The sequence below is a fragment of the Paraburkholderia sp. EG287B genome, assembly GCF_040965595.1.
Lineage (GTDB): Bacteria > Pseudomonadota > Gammaproteobacteria > Burkholderiales > Burkholderiaceae > Paraburkholderia.
This window is the reverse complement of record NZ_JBFRCG010000019.1, coordinates 141,553-162,282: the sequence shown is the minus strand read 5'-3', so window position 1 is coordinate 162,282 and position 20,730 is coordinate 141,553. Positions and strand designations below refer to the sequence as shown.

Annotated in this window: 17 protein-coding genes and 1 pseudogene; 7 read left to right on the top strand and 11 right to left on the bottom strand. The window is 65.4% G+C overall.

The window, feature by feature from the left end; genetic code table 11:
* Window positions 1-25 precede the first annotated feature (25 nt).
* The 4 genes and pseudogenes from AB4Y40_RS32080 (at window position 26) to AB4Y40_RS32065 (ending at window position 1,672) form a co-directional block, all read left to right on the top strand.
* Window positions 26-790: an SDR family oxidoreductase gene (locus tag AB4Y40_RS32080; RefSeq protein ID WP_368691291.1), complete on the top strand. Its 765-nt coding sequence runs from the start codon at window positions 26-28 to the stop codon at window positions 788-790.
* A gap of 45 nt (window positions 791-835) precedes the next feature.
* Window positions 836-944 (top strand): annotated as a pseudogene (locus tag AB4Y40_RS32075) (oxidoreductase); the annotation flags it as partial.
* 321 nt (window positions 945-1,265) lie between these two features.
* Window positions 1,266-1,421, top strand: a complete 156-nt coding sequence (locus AB4Y40_RS32070; RefSeq protein WP_342925275.1) for a hypothetical protein — start codon at window positions 1,266-1,268, stop codon at window positions 1,419-1,421.
* Between the two features lie 86 nt (window positions 1,422-1,507).
* Window positions 1,508-1,672 (top strand): zinc ribbon domain-containing protein, encoded by a 165-nt coding sequence (locus AB4Y40_RS32065; RefSeq protein WP_028208948.1) that lies wholly within the window; start codon window positions 1,508-1,510, stop codon window positions 1,670-1,672.
* A 15-nt stretch (window positions 1,673-1,687) separates the two neighbouring features.
* Here AB4Y40_RS32065 and AB4Y40_RS32060 read toward each other — a convergent pair whose 3' ends face one another.
* From AB4Y40_RS32060 to AB4Y40_RS32050, 3 genes are read right to left on the bottom strand one after another with little or no spacing between them, the layout of a single operon-like run.
* The gene (locus tag AB4Y40_RS32060; RefSeq protein ID WP_368691290.1) at window positions 1,688-4,741 is read right to left on the bottom strand and encodes an efflux RND transporter permease subunit; all 3,054 of its coding nucleotides are present in this window, start codon (window positions 4,739-4,741) and stop codon (window positions 1,688-1,690) included.
* Between the two features lie 11 nt (window positions 4,742-4,752).
* Complete coding sequence (locus AB4Y40_RS32055) at window positions 4,753-5,904, bottom strand: efflux RND transporter periplasmic adaptor subunit (RefSeq protein ID WP_368691289.1); 1,152 nt, start codon at window positions 5,902-5,904, stop codon at window positions 4,753-4,755.
* Between the two features lie 37 nt (window positions 5,905-5,941).
* Window positions 5,942-7,519, bottom strand: a complete 1,578-nt coding sequence (locus tag AB4Y40_RS32050; RefSeq protein WP_368691288.1) for an efflux transporter outer membrane subunit — start codon at window positions 7,517-7,519, stop codon at window positions 5,942-5,944.
* Window positions 7,520-7,850: 331 nt separating this feature from the next.
* Between AB4Y40_RS32050 and AB4Y40_RS32045 the strand changes: the two genes are divergently transcribed.
* Complete coding sequence (locus AB4Y40_RS32045; protein ID WP_368691287.1) at window positions 7,851-9,371, top strand: FAD-dependent oxidoreductase; 1,521 nt, start codon at window positions 7,851-7,853, stop codon at window positions 9,369-9,371.
* A gap of 72 nt (window positions 9,372-9,443) precedes the next feature.
* On the opposite strand, the gene hutG is transcribed toward AB4Y40_RS32045, so the two are convergent.
* The 8 genes from hutG to AB4Y40_RS32005 form a co-directional block, all read right to left on the bottom strand.
* Entirely contained in the window at window positions 9,444-10,265 is an 822-nt protein-coding gene (gene hutG, locus AB4Y40_RS32040) for an N-formylglutamate deformylase (protein WP_368691286.1), read from the bottom strand.
* A gap of 42 nt (window positions 10,266-10,307) precedes the next feature.
* Window positions 10,308-11,726 carry a formimidoylglutamate deiminase gene (locus AB4Y40_RS32035; RefSeq protein ID WP_368691285.1) on the bottom strand — a complete coding sequence of 473 codons (1,419 nt, stop codon included), beginning with the start codon at window positions 11,724-11,726 and terminating at the stop codon, window positions 10,308-10,310.
* A gap of 14 nt (window positions 11,727-11,740) precedes the next feature.
* Complete coding sequence (gene hutI, locus AB4Y40_RS32030; RefSeq protein WP_368691284.1) at window positions 11,741-12,973, bottom strand: imidazolonepropionase; 1,233 nt, start codon at window positions 12,971-12,973, stop codon at window positions 11,741-11,743.
* On the bottom strand, window positions 12,973-13,671 hold the full coding sequence (locus AB4Y40_RS32025; protein WP_368691283.1) for a HutD family protein: 699 nt from the start codon (window positions 13,669-13,671) through the stop codon (window positions 12,973-12,975). Before AB4Y40_RS32025 ends, hutI begins: the two co-directional genes overlap by 1 nt.
* Complete coding sequence (hutU, locus tag AB4Y40_RS32020) at window positions 13,668-15,356, bottom strand: urocanate hydratase (protein ID WP_368691282.1); 1,689 nt, start codon at window positions 15,354-15,356, stop codon at window positions 13,668-13,670. The genes AB4Y40_RS32025 and hutU overlap by 4 nt, the downstream gene beginning before the upstream one ends.
* A gap of 396 nt (window positions 15,357-15,752) precedes the next feature.
* Window positions 15,753-16,466 carry a histidine utilization repressor gene (gene hutC, locus AB4Y40_RS32015; RefSeq protein ID WP_342925242.1) on the bottom strand — a complete coding sequence of 238 codons (714 nt, stop codon included), beginning with the start codon at window positions 16,464-16,466 and terminating at the stop codon, window positions 15,753-15,755.
* Between the two features lie 107 nt (window positions 16,467-16,573).
* A complete protein-coding gene (locus tag AB4Y40_RS32010) occupies window positions 16,574-17,983 on the bottom strand; it encodes a sensor histidine kinase (protein WP_368691281.1) in 1,410 nt (469 codons plus the stop codon).
* An 18-nt stretch (window positions 17,984-18,001) separates the two neighbouring features.
* Window positions 18,002-18,679 (bottom strand): response regulator, encoded by a 678-nt coding sequence (locus AB4Y40_RS32005; protein ID WP_110384766.1) that lies wholly within the window; start codon window positions 18,677-18,679, stop codon window positions 18,002-18,004.
* A 197-nt stretch (window positions 18,680-18,876) separates the two neighbouring features.
* Between AB4Y40_RS32005 and AB4Y40_RS32000 the strand changes: the two genes are divergently transcribed.
* Together AB4Y40_RS32000 and AB4Y40_RS31995 are read left to right on the top strand one after the other, a co-directional pair.
* Window positions 18,877-19,896: an ABC transporter substrate-binding protein gene (locus AB4Y40_RS32000; protein ID WP_368691280.1), complete on the top strand. Its 1,020-nt coding sequence runs from the start codon at window positions 18,877-18,879 to the stop codon at window positions 19,894-19,896.
* 37 nt (window positions 19,897-19,933) lie between these two features.
* A complete protein-coding gene (locus AB4Y40_RS31995) occupies window positions 19,934-20,728 on the top strand; it encodes an ABC transporter ATP-binding protein (RefSeq protein WP_368691279.1) in 795 nt (264 codons plus the stop codon).
* Window positions 20,729-20,730 lie beyond the last annotated feature (2 nt).

Here is a 20,730-nt window from a genome sequence, read left to right as displayed (position 1 = left end):
AACGCAGGACTTCAGGAGATTGAAAATGCAACGCTTGACAGGAAAAGTCGCCATCGTGACCGGCGCCAGTTCAGGGATTGGCCGTGCAACGGCGAAGCTGTTCGCGAAGGAAGGCGCCAAGGTGGTCCTTGCGGCGCGGCGCGCGGCGGAACTCGAAACGCTCGCTGCGGAGATCGCCGGCGAAGGCGGCGAAGCCGTGCATCTGGCCGGCGACGTTCAGTCGGAGGACTTCGCGAAGGCGCTGGTCGCGCTCGCAGTGGACCGCTTCGGCCGGTTGGACATTGCCTACAACAACGCCGGCACGCTGGGCGAAATGGGCCCGAGCACCGGCATTTCGGAGGCTGGCTGGCATGCTGCGCTGGCAACCAATCTGACCAGTGCCTTCCTCGGTGCGAAGCACCAGATTCCCGAAATGCTGAAGCGCGGCGGCGGATCGATCATCTTCACGTCGACGTTCGTCGGCTATTCGTTCGCGTTTCCGGGCACCGCAGCGTACGCGGCGAGCAAGGCCGGGCTGATCGGCCTCACCCAGGCGCTCGCGGCAGAGTATGGCGCGCAAGGCGTGCGCGTCAACGCGGTGTTGCCGGGTGCCGTGGACACGGACATGTATCGCGGCATGAACGACACCGACGAATCGCAGGCGTTCGTGACCGGACTGCATGCGCTCAAGCGCGTCGCGAAGCCGGAAGAACTCGCACGTTCGGTCCTCTACCTCGCGTCGGACGATTCGTCGTTCGTAACCGGCACCGCATCGCTCGTCGATGGCGGCGCCTCGATTACGCGCACCTGAACCTCCCGGCGGCATCCCGCGATCAAGACCCGAGATCCCCACTGAATGATCCATTACGGGATGACGAAAACGGCGCAGCTTGCGGTCTCGCGCGGGCTGGCCGAAGCCGTTGCCGGCACGGGCATTCGTCACTAGCGTCCTGCCCGGGCCGACAGACATACGCCAGAATGGCTGGCGCCGATTGCCGCTATCCACCGAACGCAAAGACGATCTCATCGATCGTCACGCGAATGCGCGCGGTCGAGTCAGGTGTGATGGCGCTGCCGAACGTGTTGGCTTGCCGCAATGTGGCCTTTGCCCTGCCCGGTGAATTGTGCAAGCACTACATAACTCGCCAACGTTCAAGAGAGCCGCGTGGGGTACGGCCCTGCTGCGCGTTCTGGCCGGAAATGACCGCTACGACAACTTTCGAGGCGAATTCCGCCGCCTCGGCACTAGAATTCAATGCATGGTTGCATTCCCAAAGGAGGCTGCCATGACTCAGTCAATGATCAGTTTCTGGGTTGGCCTTGTGGTTCTCGTTGTCGTTGCCATGGCCCTGTCCCGTCGCTACAGGCGCGAACACCCGGGCGAGAACCTGAGCCAGTGGCTCGACACGCACCATATGAGCTGGATGCATCGCAAGCACTAGCTGTGCGGCGCAAGCCGACACCGAATAGCGGACCCGTTGCCTGCACTGGAATGGGTCCTCGCCCGGATTCTCGTTAGAGGAATACCATGCCGACTTACCAGTACAGGTGCGAAAAGTGTGGTGAGATGTTCGAGCATGCCGAGCATCTTGCTGAACATGAATCCGCTCATCCGCCTTGCCCGAAGTGTGGCAGCGAGAAGGTTCAGCACATCCCCACACCCTTCGTGGCGAAAACGTCCAGAAAGTCCTGAAATCGCTTCCGTTGCTCAGGTCTGCTCCGGATGCTCCCTGTCGCGATGATGGTCCGCGGCGAGGAACATATACATCGCCGGCACGACGAACAGCGTGAACAGCGTGCCGATCGACATCCCCGTGAAGATCACGAGTCCCATCGCGTTGCGGCCGGCCGCACCCGCACCCGATGCGATCACGAGCGGCACGACGCCCAGCACCATCGCGGCCGTCGTCATCAGGATCGGCCGCAAGCGCACGCCCGCCGCTTCTTCGAGTGCTTCGCGCTTGGCGCGCCCCGCGCGTTGCAGTTCGTTCGCGAACTGCACGATCAGAATGCCGTGCTTGCTGACGAGGCCCATTAGCGTGACGAGCCCCACCTGCGTGTAAATGTTGAGCGTCGTGAGTCCCACGTTGATGAAGATCAGCGCGCCGAACAGCGCCATCGGCACCGACACGAGAATCACGACCGGATCGCGAAAGCTCTCGAACTGAGCGGCGAGCGCGAGAAACACGATGATCGTCGCCAGCAGCAGCGTGGTCACGAAGCCGCCAGACTCCTGCACGAACTGGCGCGACAAACCCGAATAATCGGCCGTATATCCCGCCGGCGCGACGTCGGTGGTGGCCTTGCGCAGGAAGTCGAGCACTTCGCCCTGCGAGATGCCCGGCGCGAGCACGCCGGAAATCGTGGCCGAATTGAGCTGCTGGAAGTGATTGATCGACTCGGGCACGACGTTGTGTTTCAGATGCGTGACCGTCGATGCGGGAATCACGCTGCCATTGGGTGTGCGCAAGTAGTAGTCGAGCACTTGCGACGGGTTCAGCCGGTCCGTTTGCAGCACCTGCGGAATCACCTTGTACGAGCGGCCGGCAATCGAAAAGTAGTTGACGAAATTGCCGCCGAGCGCCGCGCCCAGCGTCTGCCCGACATCGCTTTGCGTCAGGCCTAGCGAAGCGACTTTGTCGCGGTCCACGAGCAACACGCTTTCCGGCTTGTCGATCTTCAGATCGCTGTCGACGAAAAAGAACATGCCGCTCGCGCGGGCCTTTTGCAGCACGGCTTGCGAAACTTCATTGAGGTTCTCGAACGGCTCCGTCGTGCTGATGACGAATTGCACGGGCAATCCCTGTGCGCCCGGCAGCGGCGGAAACTGGAATGCGGCGACACGCGCGCCCGCGATGCCGTTCCACTTCTGTTGCAATTCCTGCTGTAGTTGGGTCGCGCCCTTCTTGCGCTTGTCCCACGTCTTGAAGAGCACGCCGCCGATGCCCTGGTTCAGCGTCGGCACGCCCGTGAGCTGGAACATCTGCGCGTATTCGGGCAACTGCTTCGAGATGTCGAAGACCTGGTCCGCGTAGGTCTGCATCTGCTGGATCGTCGCGTTCGGCGGCCCCTGGACCTGGGACAGAACGATGCCCTGGTCCTCCTGAGGGGCAAGCTCCGTTTGCGACGTCATGAAGAGATAGACGGTGCCGCACAGGAGCAGCGCGCCCATCACGACGAACACGGGCCACGTGTCGAGCATCGCATGCAACAGACGCCGGTAGCCGTGATGCACACGTTCGAACTGCCGGTCGACGAAGCGCGGGAAGCGGCCCGACTGCTGGTCCATGCGGAAAAAGCGCGAGCACATCATCGGCGAAAGCGTCAGCGCGATCACGCCCGACACGGTGACGGCGCCCGCGAGTGTGAACGCAAACTCGGTGAAAAGCGCGCCAGTGAGTCCGCCCTGAAAACCGATGGGCACGTACACGGCGATCAGCACGACCGTCATCGCGAGAATCGGGCCACCGAGTTCGCGCGCTGCGATCAGTGCGGCTTCGAAAGGCCGCCTGCCCTCCTCCTTCATATGCCGGTCGACGTTCTCGACCACGATGATCGCATCGTCGACGACGAGGCCGATGGCGAGCACGAGCGCAAGCAGTGTCAGCAGATTGATCGAATAGCCGAGCACCTGCATCACGAAGAACGTGCCGATCAGCGAGAGCGGCATCGCGATCACGGGCACGATCACCGCGCGCAAACTCCCAAGGAAGAGGAAGATCACGACGGTGACGATCAGCAGCGCCTCGACGAGCGTCTTCACCACTTCCGCGATCGCCGTGTTGATGAAGTCGGTCGCGTCGTAGACGATGTCGCCCGTCATGCCCGTCGGGAACTGCCTCTGCAGATCCGGAAAGATCGCTTTCACGCGCTTCGCGACGTCGAGGACGTTCGCATCGGGCGCCACCTTGATGCCGATGAACACCGATCGCTTGCCGCTGAACGCGACGTTGAAGTCGTAATTGTCCGCGCCGAGCACCACGTTCGCGACGTCTTCGAGGCGAACGATCGCGCCGTTCTTCTGCGTGACGACGAGTTTCTTGAAGTCCTCGACGGAATGCAGGTCGGTGCCCGCATTCAGATCGACGCTGATCATCTGCCCTTTGGTCGTGCCAAGCGTCGCCAGATAGTTGTTGTTGCCGAGCGCCGTGAATACGTCGGCGGCCGTCACATTGTGCGCGGCGAGCCTGCTCGAATCGAGCCATGCACGCAGCGCGAACTGACGGCCGCCGAGCACTTCCGCCGTCTGCACGCCCTGGACCGAATCGAGCTTCGGCTTCACGACACGCAGCAGATAATCCGTGACGTTGTTGCTCGGCAGCACGTCGCTGTAAAAACCCATGTACATCGCGTCGGTGGTTTGCCCCACTTGCACGGTCAGCACGGGCTGTTGCGCCTGCGGCGGCAACTGGTTGCGCACCGATGCAATCTGCGTGTTGATTTCCGTGAGCGCGCGATTGGAGTCGTAATTGAGCCGCAGCGTCGCGGTGATCGTCGAGACGCCCGTGGTGCTCGTCGACGACATGTAGTCGATACCCTGTGCCTGTGCGATCGCGGCTTCGAGCGGCTGCGTGATGAAGCCCGCCATCGTGTCAGCGCTCGCCCCATAGTACGCGGTGGTGATCGTCACCACGCCGTTTTCGGTTTGCGGATACTCGCTGACCTTCAGCGCCGCAAGCGAGCGCAAGCCGAGCACGAGTATCAGCAGGCTCACCACCGATGCGAGGACCGGCCGCTCAATGAAGATGTCGGTGAATTTCATCGCGCGCTCTTCTATTGTTCCTGAGGCGTCGGGTTCGGGCTGTTCGCAGGCAGCACGCGGTTGTCGATCACGAGGGGCGTGCCATTCTTCAGTTTCAGCTGGCCGCTCGTCACGACCTGCGTGCCTTCGCTGATGCCCTTGAGAATCGCAACCTGGTCGCCGCGCGTCGGCCCCGGCGTGACGAACACCTGCTGCGCGACGGGCATGGTCTTGCCTTGTGCATTCTTTTGTTCGCCGGGTTTCACGACGAACACGGTCGCGCCATACGGGTTATAGGTGATCGCCGTTTGCGGCAAGGTCAGATAGCGCTGCGCCCCGCCCGCCTCGATCTTCACGTTCGCATACATGCCGGGCAGCAGCTTGCGCTCGTGATTGTCGACGGTCGCCTCGATCTGGACGTTGCGCGTGGTACTGTCCACACGCGGATTGATCGAGCGGATCTTGCCGTCGAACGTGCGGTTGCCGAACGCATCCGTATCGACGACGATGGTCTGGCCAACTTGCAGCTGGCCGAGCTGCTGCTGGGGCAGAAAGAAGTCGGCGTAGATCGGGTCGATGGCCTGCAGCGTGACGATGGCGTCACCCGGATTGAGGTACTGGCCGGGGTTGACGGTCGTGATGCCGACGCGTCCCGCGAACGGTGCGCGGATCGTCTTCTTGACGACGAGGGCGGCCTGTTGATCGACCTGGGCTCTTTTACTCTTGAGGTCCGCGGCGTCGGCGTCGAGCTGCGCCTTCGCAATCGCCTGAATGTCGAACTGCGCCTTGTCGCGCGTGTAGACCGTTTGCGCAAGGTCCGCCGCTGCCTGCAGCGACGCGAGCTGCGCGCGGTCCGAATCGTCGTTCAGGCGCACGAGCACCTCGCCTGACTTCACCTCCTGGCCCGAGTTGAACGCGATCTCGCGCACGAGCCCGGCCACTTCGGTCGTCACGTCGACCCCGCGCACCGCGCGCAGGCTGCCCACTGCGGCAAGCTGCGGCTGCCATGTTTGATAGCTCGCGATAGCGGCCGTGACGGTGGCGGGCGGTGCGGCGTTGCCCGCCATGAACTTCTGGATCATGTGCGCCCTGAACAGATTGAAGCCGACCAGCGCGGCGAGCAGTATGCCCACGCAGATCAGCATGATGATCATCCGCTTTGCCATCGGCTTTTTCGTCGTCATCGTCATGTCCTGGCGGGGGCGGCCATTGCAAAAGGATTCATTTCGGCGTCGCCGCAGTGGGCTGGGCTGCCTGGCTCGTCGCCGTGTCGTTCCACCAGCCGCCGCCGAGCGCCTGAAACAGTGCCGCCGTGTCCGCATAGCGCGCGGCCTGCGCCTGCGCGAGATTCACGACGGTCTGCTGATATTGACGCTGTGCATCGAGCAGCGCCAGATAGCTGACGCCGCCGATGCGAAACTGGCCGCGCGTCAGGTCGAGCGAATCGCTCGCAGCACGCCATGCCTGTGTCTGCGCGCTCAGGCCGGTTGCATCGTGCTCGAGCGCGCGTAACGTATCGGCGACGTTCTGGAATGCGAGCAGCACCGTTTGACGGTATTGCGCGTTGGCCTCGTCGAATGCCGCTTCTGCTGCGCGCTTTTGGGCGCTCAACTGGCCGCCGTGAAAGATCGGCTGTGTGATGCCTGCGCCGATGCTCCAGATCATGTCGGCGTACTTAAGAAGGCCCGCGGGCGTCAGCGCCTCGGGGCCGTAACTCGCGGAGAGCGTGAGCTGCGGATACAGGTTCGCCGTCGCCACGCCGACCTGGGCGCTCGCCTGATGCAGCGTGGCGTCGGCGGCGAGAATATCGGGCCGCTGCCGCACGAGCGAAGACGGCACGCTGACGGGCAACGCTTGCGGCAGCGTGAACATCGACATCCGGAACTCGGGCACGTCCGTATCGCTCGGCGGCTTGCCCGCGAGGACCGCGAGCTGGTGACGCGTCTGGTCGAGCGACTGATGCAACGGCGGCAATGTCGCGCGCGTCTGCGCCACCAGCGTTTCCTGCGCGAGCACCGCTGCGCGGCTCACGCCGCCCAGCGCGAGCTGCTGGCGCATGATGCGGAGCTGCGCGTCTTCGTCGTCGGCGATGCGCGCGGTCGCGTCGATCTGCTCCCGCAGCGAGGCTTCCTTGATGGCCGCCGTCACAATGTTCGCGGACAACGCGAGATACGCCGCCTTCAACTGAAAACCCTGGTAATCGACCTGCGAGCGCAACGATTCGAGCTCGCGCCTTCCGCCGCCGAACACGTCGAGGTTGTACGACACGTTCACCGATGCGTTATAGAGGTTCAGCAGTTCCGTGAGCTGCGGCTCGCCGAACGTGACGCCGTTGAACTTCTCGCGCGTCGCATTGGCCTTCGCATCGACGGACGGATACAGCGTGGTGCCCATTTGCGCACGAAGATTTTCGCCGGCCTGCCTGAGCGCCGCTTGCGCCGCGGCCACGTTGGGGCTGTTGGCGAGCGCTTCGCGGATCAGCGCGTCGAGCGGCTCGCAATGATAGAGCGTCCACCACTGGGCAGGAATGTCGAGGCCGGCCACGAACTGTTGCGGGACACCCGAAGCGCCCGGCGCCGAGGCCGTTTGATCGGGTAGCGGCGTGGACGTGTAGGTGCCGGTCGCGGGCGGCGCGGGCGTGTGGTAATCGGGGCCGACCGTGCAGCCGGACAAGGCGATCAGGACAGTGATCCATGCAGCACGCGTGAGCGTATCGCCGGCTGCATGGCGGAGAGACGCACTGCGCGAATGCCAGTGCGAGCGGCTGCGACTGAAACCGTGGTTGACGTCATCGATCATCGATCCACCTTGTTTCACTGCGCGGAAAACGAACGAAACGGCAGATGCAGAGTTTGAAATCATGCCACAACATGTTCACGCGACCCGCGAACGGATTTCCCGAGAGGCCCACGCCTTACCGCAAATGCCAGCCGAATGCCGGAATCACGAAGCTTTCCGATGAACGAAAGGGTTCCGAAAGCGGACAGATATCTCCCGGTGTCAGGTGCTGTTTGTGGCTGCCGCCCGTGACAGTGTTCTGATCAACGTGGACTACCATTGAAAGCGGCGGCCTCTGCCCAGGACGCCGGTGGTGATGCATTAGCTGGGTCACGTACCCGCGGAGGTCGACATGAGTGGTGAGGCATCGAATGAAAGCGGTCCGGATCTGGCAAAAGGCGTGCCCATCGAATCGCTCGGCGAAGCTGGCCTGCTGTCGGGACACGTCGGTAATGATGCGGTGCTGATTGCGCGGCGCGGCGATGAATTCTTCGCTATCGACGCTGCCTGTACTCACTACCACGGCCCGCTCGCCGAAGGGTTGATCGTCGGGGACACGGTACGGTGCCCATGGCATCACGCGTGCTTCAGCCTGCGTACGGGGGAAGCGCTACGGGCGCCTGCGCTCAGCCCTGTCGCCTGCTGGGCTACGGAGATCCGGGGTGACAAGATTGTCGTACTGCACAAAAAAGCGCCGCCCGCCGGTTCCGTGACCTCGCCGGCCGGAGCGCCGCAGAAGATCGTGATCGTCGGCGCGGGGGCTGCAGGTTTTGCTGCGGCTGAGCGTCTGCGGCGCCTCGGCTACGCGGGCAGTCTCACGATGCTGAGCGACGACGCGGCCCCGCCGGTGGACCGGCCCAACCTCTCCAAAGACTATTTGGCCGGCAGCGCGCCCGAGGAGTGGGTGCCGCTTCGAGATGAGGCTTTTTACGCAGACCAACGCATCGACCTGCGGCTCAACGCCGGCGTCTCGCGCCTTCACATCGCCGCGCAGGAAGTGGAGCTCGCGGATGGGAGCAAGGTCCCCTACGACCGCCTGCTGTTAGCCACGGGAGCCGAAGCGGTTCGCTTGCCTGTCCCCGGTATGGATTTGCCGCATGTGCATACCCTTCGCACACTGGCCGACTGCCGCGCCATCATCGCTCGCGCGGAGAACTCGCGGCGCGCGGTTGTCATCGGCGCCAGCTTCGTCGGACTGGAAGTGGCGGCATCGTTGCGCGCGCGTGGACTCGAGGTACACGTCGTGGCGCCGGAGCAGCGGCCGATGGAACGTGTGCTGGGGCCACAGATGGGTGAATTCGTGCAGCGCTTGCATGAAGAACACGGCGTCGTCTTCCACCTCGGCAACACCGCCAGCGCGATCGATACGCAGCAGGTATCGCTCAAAGCGGGTGGCAGCCTGGAGGCCGATCTGGTGGTGGTCGGTGTCGGTGTGCGGCCACGACTGGCACTGGCCGAGCAAGCCGGCCTCGCGATCGACCGCGGCGTGGTGGTCGATGCCTGCCTGCAGACCAGCGCGCCAGGCGTCTTCGCTGCCGGCGACATCGCTCGCTGGCCCGACCCGCACAGTGGCACGGCAATGCGCGTAGAGCACTGGGTCGTCGCGCAGCGCCAGGGCCAAACGGCGGCGCTGAACCTGATTGGCGGACGTGAGAAGTTCGACGCCGTGCCATTCTTCTGGAGCCAGCACTACGATGTCCCGATCAACTATCTCGGGCACGCGGACAGCTGGGACGAGATTTCAGTTGACGGCGATATTGCAGGACGCGACTGTTTCCTGCGCTACAAGCGAGACGGACGTGTCGTCGCCGTAGCCTCCATTTATCGCGATACAGAGAGTCTGCGGGCGGAAGCCGAGATGGAGCGCGACTGACGTTGACGCTGGAACGCATCGCAAACGGACTCTCGCCAGTCTGGGATCGTTCGCAGCAGACCGCCGCCGTCTTCACAAGCCAGCCTGCGGCCGCGAACGAGACAGGTCATCGATGGCCGCAAGCGCCCCGCCCACCATCTCGCGCAGCACGGGCTGGACTTTCTCGGCGAGCGCGGGCACGTAATCGAACGGCGCCGTTTCGTTCATGTAAACCGACTGGCACATCTCCAGCTGGATCGCATGCACGCCGTCCTGCGGCGCGCCGAATTGGCGCGTGATGTAACCACCCTTGAAGCGTCCGTTCGCGATCCACGTATAGCCGCTTGCCGCCGCCGCGTGTTCTGCGCGCGCCTGCACCGCCGGGTTCACCGTGCGGCCGTCCTGGGTGCCGATGTTCAGGTCAGGCAGCTTGTTGTCGAACAGACGCGGCAGCACGCTCGCGATCGAATGCGCCTCCCACAGCAGCACATTCGCGTGCGCCGCGCGCAGGCGCTTCAGTTCGGCAGCGAGCGTGTCGTGATACGGCCGCCAGAATGTCTCCACGCGACGCTGACGCTCCGACGCGTCGGGCACGCAGCCGTCGCGGTAGATCGGCTCGCCGCGAAACGTTTCGGTCGGACACAGCGACGTGGTGGTCTGGCCGGGATAGAGGCTCTCGTCGTTCGGCGGGCGGTTCAGGTCGATCACATAGCGCGACACGCGAGCGCCGAGCACGGTCGCGCCCAGCTCCTTCGCAAATGCGTAAAGGCGATCGAGATGCCAGTCCGTATCGGCGACGGTGAGGGCCACGTCCGTGTACTCGCCGTGCATCGCAGCAGGAATGTGCGTGCCCAGGTGCGGGATCGAAATGATGAGCGGCGCGTTGCCGCGTTCCAGTGAAAAGATATCGGTCATGGAAAGTTGTCTCTTGAATGGCGCGTGCGTTCGGGCCCGCGTTCAGTCATCAGCCAGCAGCCTGGCGAGCGCCGCGCGATAGTCGGCATACAGGCGCGCTTCGTCGCGATGGCGTCGCGCCTCCACGACCTTGACGCCGCCGGTATAGACGTCGAGCACCGGCGTTTCGCCATGCTCGCAGAAGACGACCGACGAGAGCCACGTGAGCGGCTTTTGTTCGGCGAGGTTCGGATGCTGGGCGTCGAGCACGAGCCAGTCGGCGCGCGCGCCCTCCTTCAATGCGCCGACCTTGCGCCCCGTTGCAGCGGCACCGCCGGCGAGCGCCGCGTCGAATAGCCGGTCGGCAACCTGTGCCTGATGCGTCGCGGCCAATACATTGCGTTCGCGCCGCGAAAGCCGCTGGCCGTATTCGAGCAAGCGAAGCTCCGCGCGCCAGTCCACGCCGATATGACTGTCCGAGCCCACGCCGAATGCGCCGCCCGCATCGAGATACTCGCGCGTGGGGAAAATGCCGTCGCCGAGATTCGCTTCGGTCGTGAGGCACAGGCCCGCGATCGCACCGCTCCGGGCGAGTGCGGCGGTCTCCCGCGCGTCGATATGCGTGGCATGGACGAGGCACCAGCGCGCGCTCACGTCGAACCGGTCGAGCAGCCATTGCACCGGCCGCGCGCCTTCGGTCGCGAGACACGCCTCCACTTCGGCCGTCTGCTCGGCGATGTGAATATGCACGGGCGCGCCAGGAAGCGCGTGATCCAGGCCTTCGAGCAGCGCGCGCAACGAGTCGTGCGACACGGCGCGCAGCGAATGGGGCGCAACGCCGTAGCGCAGCGCGCCGTGCTCGGGCCGCCACGCACGCAGCGCCTCGACGATGCCGAGCAACTGTTCCGGCGTGTTGATGAAACGCCGCTGATCGTCGCGCGGCGCTTGCGCGCCGAAGCCGCTGTATTGATAGAGCACGGGCAGCATGGTCATGCCGATGCCCGTCACGCCCGCTGCCTCCACCACGCGTTGCGCCAGTTCGGCGGGGCTCGCATAACGCTGGCCGTCCTGCGCATGATGCACGTAGTGAAACTCGCAGACGGACGTGTAGCCCGCCTTGAGCATTTCCACGTAGAGCCAGCTCGCGACCGCGGCAAGATCGTCGGGCGTGATGCGCGCCGCGAAGCGGTACATCAGGTCGCGCCAGCTCCAGAAACTGTCTGTGGGGTTCGCGCGATATTCGGTGAGGCCCGCCATGGCACGCTGAAACGCATGCGAATGAAGATTAGGCATGCCAGGCGTGATCGGGCCCGCCGCATGCGCGACGCCTCGAGGCGCTTGCGCCAGATCGGGCGTCACGTTGTGCAGCATTCCCGCGGCGTCCCATTCGAGCAGCACGTTGCGGCGCCAGCCGTCGGGCAAATAAGCGTACTCGGCGAAGAGCGCACGCGAAGTCGGATTCGTTTCGATGGTGTGATTCATGCTTGAAATAGCGCTCAAACGCGGCGCTCAAATGCGCGACGCTCAAAGACCGTCTCGCCGCCACGCACCACGCGTGCGCAGAGCGGACGGCCGATCCAGTAAGCCAGTTCCGCGAGCGACTGCACCGTCCACACGGCAAAGTCCGCGGGACGGCCAGCCGCGAGCGTGCCGTGACGCCCGGCGTCGCCGAAAGCCTGCGCGGCATGCCGCGTCACGCCCTGCAACACCTCGGGCACGGTCATGCGGAACAGCGTGGTCGCCATGTTCATCATGAACAGCAGCGAGGTGGCCGGTGACGTGCCCGGGTTGCTGTCGGTCGAAATGGCGATCGGCACCTCGTAGCGCCGCAGCAAGTCGAGCGGCGGAAGCTGCGTTTCGCGGATGAAGTAGTACGCACCCGGCAGCAGCACCGCCACGGTGCCCGCCTGCTTCATGGCGGCGACGCCCGCTTCGTCGAGAAACTCGAGATGGTCCGCGGACAACGCGCCGTGACGCGCCGCGAGTGCCGCGCCGCCGCTATTGGAAAGCTGCTCGGCGTGCATCTTGACCGCGAGCTTGCGCCGCGCGGCCGCCTCGAACACGCGCTCGCTCTGCGCGAGCGAGAAGCCGATTCGTTCGCAGAACACATCGACGGCGTCCACGAGCCCCTCGTCGGCGAGCGCGGGCAGCATGCGTTCGCACACTTCGTCGATATAGTCGTCGGCGCGGCCCGCAAACTCGGGCGGCAACGCATGCGCGCCGAGAAACGTCGTACGCACCGTGACCGGATAACGCTCGCCGAGCTGACGCGCGACGCGCAGCATCTTGCGCTCGCTCGCCAGATCGAGGCCATAACCCGATTTGATCTCGACGGCCGTTACGCCCTCGGCGAGCAACGCTTCGAGGCGCGTGGCCGACTGCGCGAACAGCGCGGCTTCGTCGGCTGCGCGCGTGGCGCGCACCGTCGAGACGATGCCGCCGCCCTGCCGCGCGATTTCTTCGTAGCTCACGCCCGCAAGACGCTGCGCGAATTCATCGGCGCGCTGTCCGCCGTAGACGAGGTGCGTGTGGCAATCCACGAGACCGGGCGTGACCCAGGCGCCGCCCAGGTCCTCGCACGGCCACTCCGCGAATGGCGGGGGCAGTTCGGCAGCGGCGCCGAGCCATACGATCTCGCCGTCTTCCACGGCAATCGCCGCATTCTCGACGACGTGGCCCGGATCGCCATGCGGACACAGGTTGAGGTTTTGCCAGAGAGTGCGTTTCATCAGGTATGCACAGCATCGCGCGATGCCGTTTCCATAGTGTCTTGCCGCGGTGCGTCCAGCACATCGAGCGCCACGGCGAGCAAGGCGCCCGCGCCGCGCGTTTCGATATGCAAGGGGCGTTTCGCGTCGAGCGTATCGATGCGCAGCGTGTCGCCCGTTTCGAGGCGCACGTGGCGTTCGTGGCGTTCGTTATCCACGCGCACGTCCTGCCCGCCTTGCGCGCAGTAGAGCAATACCGTTTGCGCATGCATGCTGCGCCGCTCGTTCGCGCGCCATACTTCGAGCGTGCCGCGTGCCGCATCGCGGCGCACCATCAGGTTGAAGTCGCGCGTGGCGCCGTTCACGAGGCGCGCGTCGATCGCCGTTTCCCCCGCGAAATGCGCGACGTCGAGGGGCTGCGTGAGCACATGCGTGCGACCCGCTTCGTCGAGCAGCATGCCCGCGCCTTCGAGCAGCACCAGCGTCCGATCGACGCCCTCGAAACGCGAGAACGGCCCCGCCTGCGCGACATCGGCCACGCTCACGCGCCACGCGAACGCGTCCAGTGATGCACCGGCACGCGATGTCACGTGCGCCACCGCGATTTCGCGCGTGACGCCGCCGCCGTTCTTCCAGGGCGACGCCACGAGCGCCGCGCCACGCAGCAGCGTGAGCCTCGCGGCCTGCACCGCGCCGCCTACTGCTTTCGCGCCGCTCATCGGCCGAGCATCGGCAGCTTGAGGCCCGCCTCGCGCGCCGTCTGCTGCGCGAGTTCGTAGCCGGCGTCCGCGTGGCGCATCACGCCCGTGGCCGGATCGTTGAGCAGCACGCGGCCCAGACGCTCGTGCGCCGACTGCGTGCCGTCCGCCACGATCACCACGCCCGAGTGCTGCGAGAAGCCCATGCCCACGCCGCCGCCGTGGTGCAGCGACACCCACGACGCGCCGCCCGCCGTGTTCAGCAGCGCATTGAGCAGCGGCCAGTCGCTCACCGCGTCCGAGCCGTCCTTCATCGATTCCGTCTCGCGGTTCGGGCTCGCCACCGAGCCGGTGTCGAGGTGGTCGCGGCCGATCACGATGGGCGCCTTCAGCTCGCCGTTCTTGACCATTTCGTTGAACGCCTGGCCCAGACGGTAGCGATCCTTCACGCCCACCCAGCAGATACGCGCGGGCAGGCCCTGGAACGCGATGCGCTCGCGCGCCATGTCGAGCCAGTTGTGCAGGTGCGGATCGTCGGGGATCAGCTCCTTGACCTTGGCATCGGTCTTGTAGATGTCCTCGGGGTCGCCCGAGAGCGCCACCCAGCGGAACGGGCCCTTGCCCTCGCAGAACAGCGGGCGGATATACGCCGGCACGAAGCCCGGGAAATCGAACGCGTTTTCCACGCCCATTTCCAGCGCCATCTGGCGGATGTTGTTGCCGTAGTCGAGCGTGGCCGCGCCGCGCTCCTGCAGCGTGAGCATCGCGCGCACCTGGTGGGCCATCGACTCCTTCGCGACCTTCACGATGCTTTCCGGCGCAACCTTCTGCGCTTCGCGCCACTGCTCCACGGTCCAGCCCTGCGGCAGGTAGCCGTGGATCGGATCGTGCGCGCTCGTCTGGTCGGTCACGCAGTCCGGCGTGATGCCGCGCTTCACGAACTCGGCGAACACGTCTGCCGCATTGCCGAGCAGGCCCACCGAAACCGGCTTGCCCGTCTTCTTCGCTTCCTCGACGATGGCCAGCGCCTCGTCGATGGTCTTGGCCTTGCGGTCCACGTAGCGCGTCTTCAGGCGGAAGTCGATGCGCGTCTCGTCGCATTCCACCGCGATCATCGAGAAGCCCGCCATCGTCGCCGCGAGCGGCTGCGCGCCGCCCATGCCGCCGAGACCGCCCGTGAGAATCCAGCGGCCCTTCGGGTCGCCGTTGAAGTGCTGGTTCGCGACCGAATAGAACGTCTCGTAGGTGCCCTGCACGATGCCCTGCGAGCCGATATAGATCCAGCTGCCCGCCGTCATCTGGCCGTACATCATGAGGCCCTTGCGGTCCAGTTCGTGGAAGTGTTCCCACGTGGCCCAGTGCGGCACGAGGTTCGAGTTCGCGAGCAGCACGCGCGGGGCGTCCGCATGCGTGCGGAACACGCCCACCGGCTTGCCCGACTGGATCAGCAGCGTCTCGTCCTCGTTCAGGTCCTTGAGCGAGGCGAGGATCTGGTCGAAGCACTCCCAGTTGCGCGCGGCGCGGCCAATGCCGCCGTACACCACGAGCGCATGCGGATGCTCGGCGACTTCGGGGTCCAGATTGTTCTGGAGCATCCGGTAGGCGGCTTCCGCCAGCCAGGTCTTGCAGACCTTCTCGCTGCCGCGCGGCGCGCGGATCGTGCGGGTCGGGTCGAGGCGCGGGTCGGTGAAGTTCGGTTGGTTCATTTGTTCGGGTCCGTCGAGTCTGGATAGCAAGCTGGAGGGCTGCGCCCGCGGAGGTCCAATGAGCGCTGCAACGTGGGTTAAGTCTACCGCCGCCAAGTTGTATATACAACTCGTTTCGATCAAACGCGGGTTAGTAGTTACCCTGGCGAAAATGGCAGAGAATGGCCTGCGTGAGCGAGGAACCGGTAGCGAGGCTGCAAAACTTTGTCTAGACAAGAAGTCTGCAAACAGCCAGACACGACGCATGGCGCGTGGACGCGGTCAGACCGCTCGCGCAAGCGAAAAAGGCGGGATCAAGGCAGGTAGGGATCAGGAGGGACGGAGCGCAGAGGGCCAGGCCGGTGGACTGCGGTTCTCAGCAAGGCTGCGGGCAATGGGCGGCCTCGCCGCCCGGGTTCAAACGGTACCCGCCAGATGAAACCGCGAAGCCGGGTGCCACAGGCGCACGGAAGTCGCCACATGACGCCCCACCCACGTGCGCCGCAGCAACAGCAGGCAGGGCTCGCCGATTTCCATCTCCAGATACTGCCGCACGCGCGCGTCGGGCTTCTGCGCGTAAATGCGGAACTCGGCGCGCTGGATCGGCGCGAGGCGCACCATGTAGTGATTCGGCGTTTCGACGGTGAAGTCCTGGGCGAGGTAGTCGGGGAATACCTCGGGATTCACGTAGCGATCCTCGTACTGGATCGGCTCGCCCTCCTCGCTGTGCACGATGCGCGAGTGGAATACCGGCCCGGCGTCGAGTTCGAGCGCCGCGATCGCATTCGGATCGTCGCTCGCCTCCAGCCCCAGCACGCGCGCCGCATGCCGATGGCCGCGCGCCGCGATTTCGTCGGCGATATTGCGGATCTGCAGCACCGTCGATTCGTACTGGCGCGGCGCCACGTACGTGCCCGAGCCGCGCACGCGGTTCAGCACGCCTTCGGCCATCAACTCGCGCAGCGCGCGCGACACCGTCATGCGCGCCACGCCGAACTCTTTCACCAGTTCCGTTTCGGAAGGCACGACGTCGCCGGGCCCCAAGGCGCCGCTTTCGATCTGCGCGAGCACATGGCGCTTGATCTGCTCATAGGCGGGCAACGGGGCACTGCGGACCGTCTTCTTTTGCATGGTCTCGATCTTCGAATGAACGGGTGGTCGCCGCAGCGATGGCCGCCAGTTGCGGCGTGGGCTTGCAGCTTCAGGCGGCCACATTGTACCGCCCCTTAAAGCGGCCCCTACGCAGGCTCGGCCACGAGCGCGGGCTGCCAGCGCGCGAGCACCACGCAGGCGCGCACGCCCCGCCCGTCCGCGCCCGGACTCAGGCTCACCGCGCCCCGATGCGACTGCGCGATCTCGCGCACGATCGCGAGACCCAGACCGGTGCCCTCCGTCTCCGCGGCGGCGCGGAAGAAAGGCTCGAAAACGCGCGCCCGCGCTTCCGCGGGAATGCCGCGGCCGTCGTCGAGCACTTCGAGCGCGACCGTCGCGCCGCTCGCCCGCACCGACACGGTGACATGCCCGCCAGCCGGCGTGTAGCGCAGCGCGTTGTCCACGAGATTGCTGACCATCGCGCGCAACAGTTCGCGATGCCCCTGCACCACCGCCTCGCCCATCTCGCGCGGCAGCTCCGCGCCGAGATCGATACCGCGCGTCTGCGCGAGCAGCGCGAGCGCCTCGACCACTTCGCGCGCGAGCTGCGCCATGTCGACGGGCGCGGCCGGCAACTGCGCCGGGTCGAGCGCCTCGGCCTGCGCGAGCAGCAGCAACTGGTTCGTGAGCGCGACCATCGAGCGGTTGCTCACGTGCATGGCCGCCAGCACTTCGTCGAGCGCGGGATCGACGGCCTTTTGCTGGCGCGCGTACTGCAACTGCGTGCCGAGCAGCGTGAGCGGCGTGCGCAGCTGGTGCGCGGCATCGGCGATGAAGCGGCGCTGCGCCGCCGTCTGCGCCGAAAGGCGTGCAATGCATTGATTGATGGCTTCCACGACGGGCCGCAGTTCGGCATGCAGCCCTTCGGCGCGAATAGGTTCGAGGTGCGAAGGATCGCGGTCCGCCACGTCGTTCTTGAGCTTCATGAGCGGACGCAGCTCGAACGTGAGACCGATGCAGGCGAGCGCCACGGCCAGCATCACCATGCCGATCTGGCGATAGAGCTGGGGACGCCACAGCGCCTCCACCATCGCGTCGCGCGAGCGCTCGGTCTTGCCAACCGAGACACGCACGCGCCAGATGCGGCCATTGTCGTACATGGAGCGCACCACGCTCACGGCGCGCACGGCCTGGCCGCGCAGATCCGCGTCGTACGCCACAGGCGAATCGACGGCGGGCGCCGAGGCCGCATGCGGAAAATCGGGCATGCCCGCGAGCAGCGAGCCGCCCTCCACGTGCACGTTGTAGAACACCTGATCCTGCTGCGGCGAGGCGAAGAGTTCGAGCGCCGCGGGCGGCACGTCGGCGCGCAGCGCGCCATCGGCCCATTGCACGGAACCGGCGATCATGCGCGCGGACGACAGCAGCCGGCCGTCCTGCACCAGATCGGCGGTATGGCGCGCAGCGCGGTACTCGGAGGTCGCCGTGAAACTCACGTAGAGCGCGAGCGGCACGAGCATCCACCACAGCAGGCGAACGCGCAGGCTACCCGTCATGTCGGCACGCGCAAGTCGTCATAGCGTTTCATCCTTCCTGCGCAGCAAATAGCCGAGGCCGCGCAGTGTCACGATCACGGCCGAGCTGCCTTCGAGCTTCTTGCGCAGCCGAGACACGTAGATTTCGATGGCGTCCTCGCTGGGTTCGTCGGCGAGCGTGAAGATCGCATCGACGAGCGCGGCCTTCGAAACGGTCTGGCCGAGGCGCAGCGCCAGCGTTTCGAGCACCGTGCGCTCGCGCGGCGTGACGTTCAGCGGCGCGCCCTTCAGCGTGAACTGGCGTGTGTTGAGGTCGAACACGAGGTCCCCGCAGCCGATCTCGTTCGCGCGCGCGGGCGTTTGCCGGCGAATCAGCACCTTGATGCGCGCCACCAGTTCGCGCACCTCGAACGGCTTGACGAGATAGTCGTCGGCGCCGGCGCCGAGCAGCTCCACCTTTTCGTCGATCGAGCCGCTCGCCGTGAGCACCATCACGGGCGTCGCGTCGCCGCGCTGGCGCAGCCGACGCAGCACGTTCTTGCCCGAGAGCTTCGGCAAATTGAGGTCGAGCAGCACCACATCGTAGTGGTTGGACTGCAGCAGGTGGTCGGCGGCTTCGCCGTCCTGCACGGCGTCGAAGGCGAACGCCTGCTCCTCCAGCGTCTTGACGAGCCAGTGCGCCAGCGTGGGATTGTCTTCGATCAGCAGCAACTTCATGGGCGGGTACGGGCAAAGGCGAAGGCCGTTTCGGGGGAATCGATTGTGCCGCTGCCGGCGCGCCGCCGCCCTGCGGGTTAACACGGACGATTTTGCACGGCGCCCGAAGGCTGGCAGAAGGCTTACGGTTTTTATAATCGGCTGCATCCACCAAAAAGCGCCCGCATGGACGGCGCACACCTTCAGGAGACTCCACGATGCCTACCTTGCGCCAGATCGCCGCTGTATCGAGTGTCGCGTTCGCCCTCGCCGCCGGCTCCACGGCTGCCCACGCGGAAAAGATCACGATCATGGTTGGCGGCGCAACCAAGATCATCTATCTGCCCGCCAAACTGACCGAGCAGCTCGGCTACTTCAAGGACGAGGGCCTCGACGTCGAAATCCAGTCGCAGCCGGCCGGCGTGGACGCGGAGAACGAACTGCTCGCGGGCGCGGTGCAAGGTGTGGTGGGCTTCTACGATCACACCATCGACCTGCAGAGCAAGGGCAAGGAAGTGCAGACGCTCGTGGTGTTCGGCCAGGTGCCGGGCGAAGTGGAAATGGTGTCGAACGCGGCGGCCGGCACGGTCAAGAGCATGGCCGACGTGAAGGGCAAGACGCTCGGCGTGACGGGCCTCGGCTCCTCCACGAGCTTCCTCACGCAGTACCTCGCGCAGCGCTCGGGCGTGCCCTCCAACCAGTACACGCTGCTGCCGGTGGGCGCGGACAACACCTTCATCGCGGCGATCAAGCAGAACCGCATCGACGCCGGCATGACCACGGAGCCCACGGTCTCGCGTCTGCTGCAAACCGGCGACGCCAAGGTGCTCGTCGACATGCGCACGCTCGAAGGCACGCGCGCGGCGCTCGGCGGCACTTACCCCGCTTCGAGCTTCTACGTGCAGCGCGCCTGGGCGCAGTCGCACAAGGACGAAGCGACGAAGCTCGCGCACGCGTTCTCACGTACGCTCAACTTCATCGCCACGCATAGCGCCGACGAAATCGCCGCGAAGATGCCGAAGGACTACTACGGCAACAACAAGGATCTCTACGTGGCCGCGCTGAAGTCTTCGCTGCCGATGTTCACGAAGGACGGCCGCATGCCCGCCGACGGCCCCGATACGGTGCTCAAGGTGCTCTCGGCGTTCAATCCTTCGGTGAAGGGCAAGCACATCGACCTCGCGAAGACTTACTCGAACGACTATCTGCCGGCTGCGACCGCCACGGCGTCGAAGTAAACCACGCAACCGGCCCCACGTTCAGCCCACTGAGACAATGACTTCCTCCCATTCCCAAGGCACGCCGGCCATCGAGCTGCGCAATGTGTCGTGCCGCTTCATTTCACCGGACGGCAAGGCGACTGTCGCCCTGCGCGACTTCAGCATGTCGGTCGCGCGCGGCGAGTTCGTCGCGATCGTCGGGCCCACGGGCTGCGGCAAGTCCACCACGCTCAGCATGATCACGGGCCTGCTCAAACCCACCACGGGCGAAGTGCGCGTGATGGGCGCGCCCGTGAACGGCATCGATCCGCGCATCGGCTTCGTGTTCCAGGCCGACGCCGTGTTCCCGTGGCGCTCGGTGCTCGACAACGTGGCGGCCGGTCCGCTCTATCGCGGCCGCTCGAAGTCGGCGGCCTACGAGGAAGCCAACGAATGGCTGCGCCGCGTGGGCCTCGCCAACTTCGGCAAGCACTATCCGCATCAGCTTTCGGGCGGCATGCGCAAGCGCGTGGCGCTGGCGCAGACGTTCATCAACAAGCCAGAAATCCTGCTGATGGACGAGCCGTTCTCGGCGCTCGACATGCAAACGCGCACGCTCATGCAGGACGAGCTGCTGCAGCTGTGGGGCGGCACGGGCTCGGTCGTGTTCGTCACGCACGACCTCGAAGAAGCCATTGCGCTCGCCGACCGCGTGTTCGTGCTGACCGCGCGCCCGGCCACGCTCAAGAAGGTCTACGAGATCGATCTGCCGCGCCCGCGCGTAACGTCCGAAATCCGCTACGCGCCGCACTTCGTCGAACTGTCGCGCCAGATCTGGCACGACCTGCGCGAAGAAGTGCAGATCGCCTAACA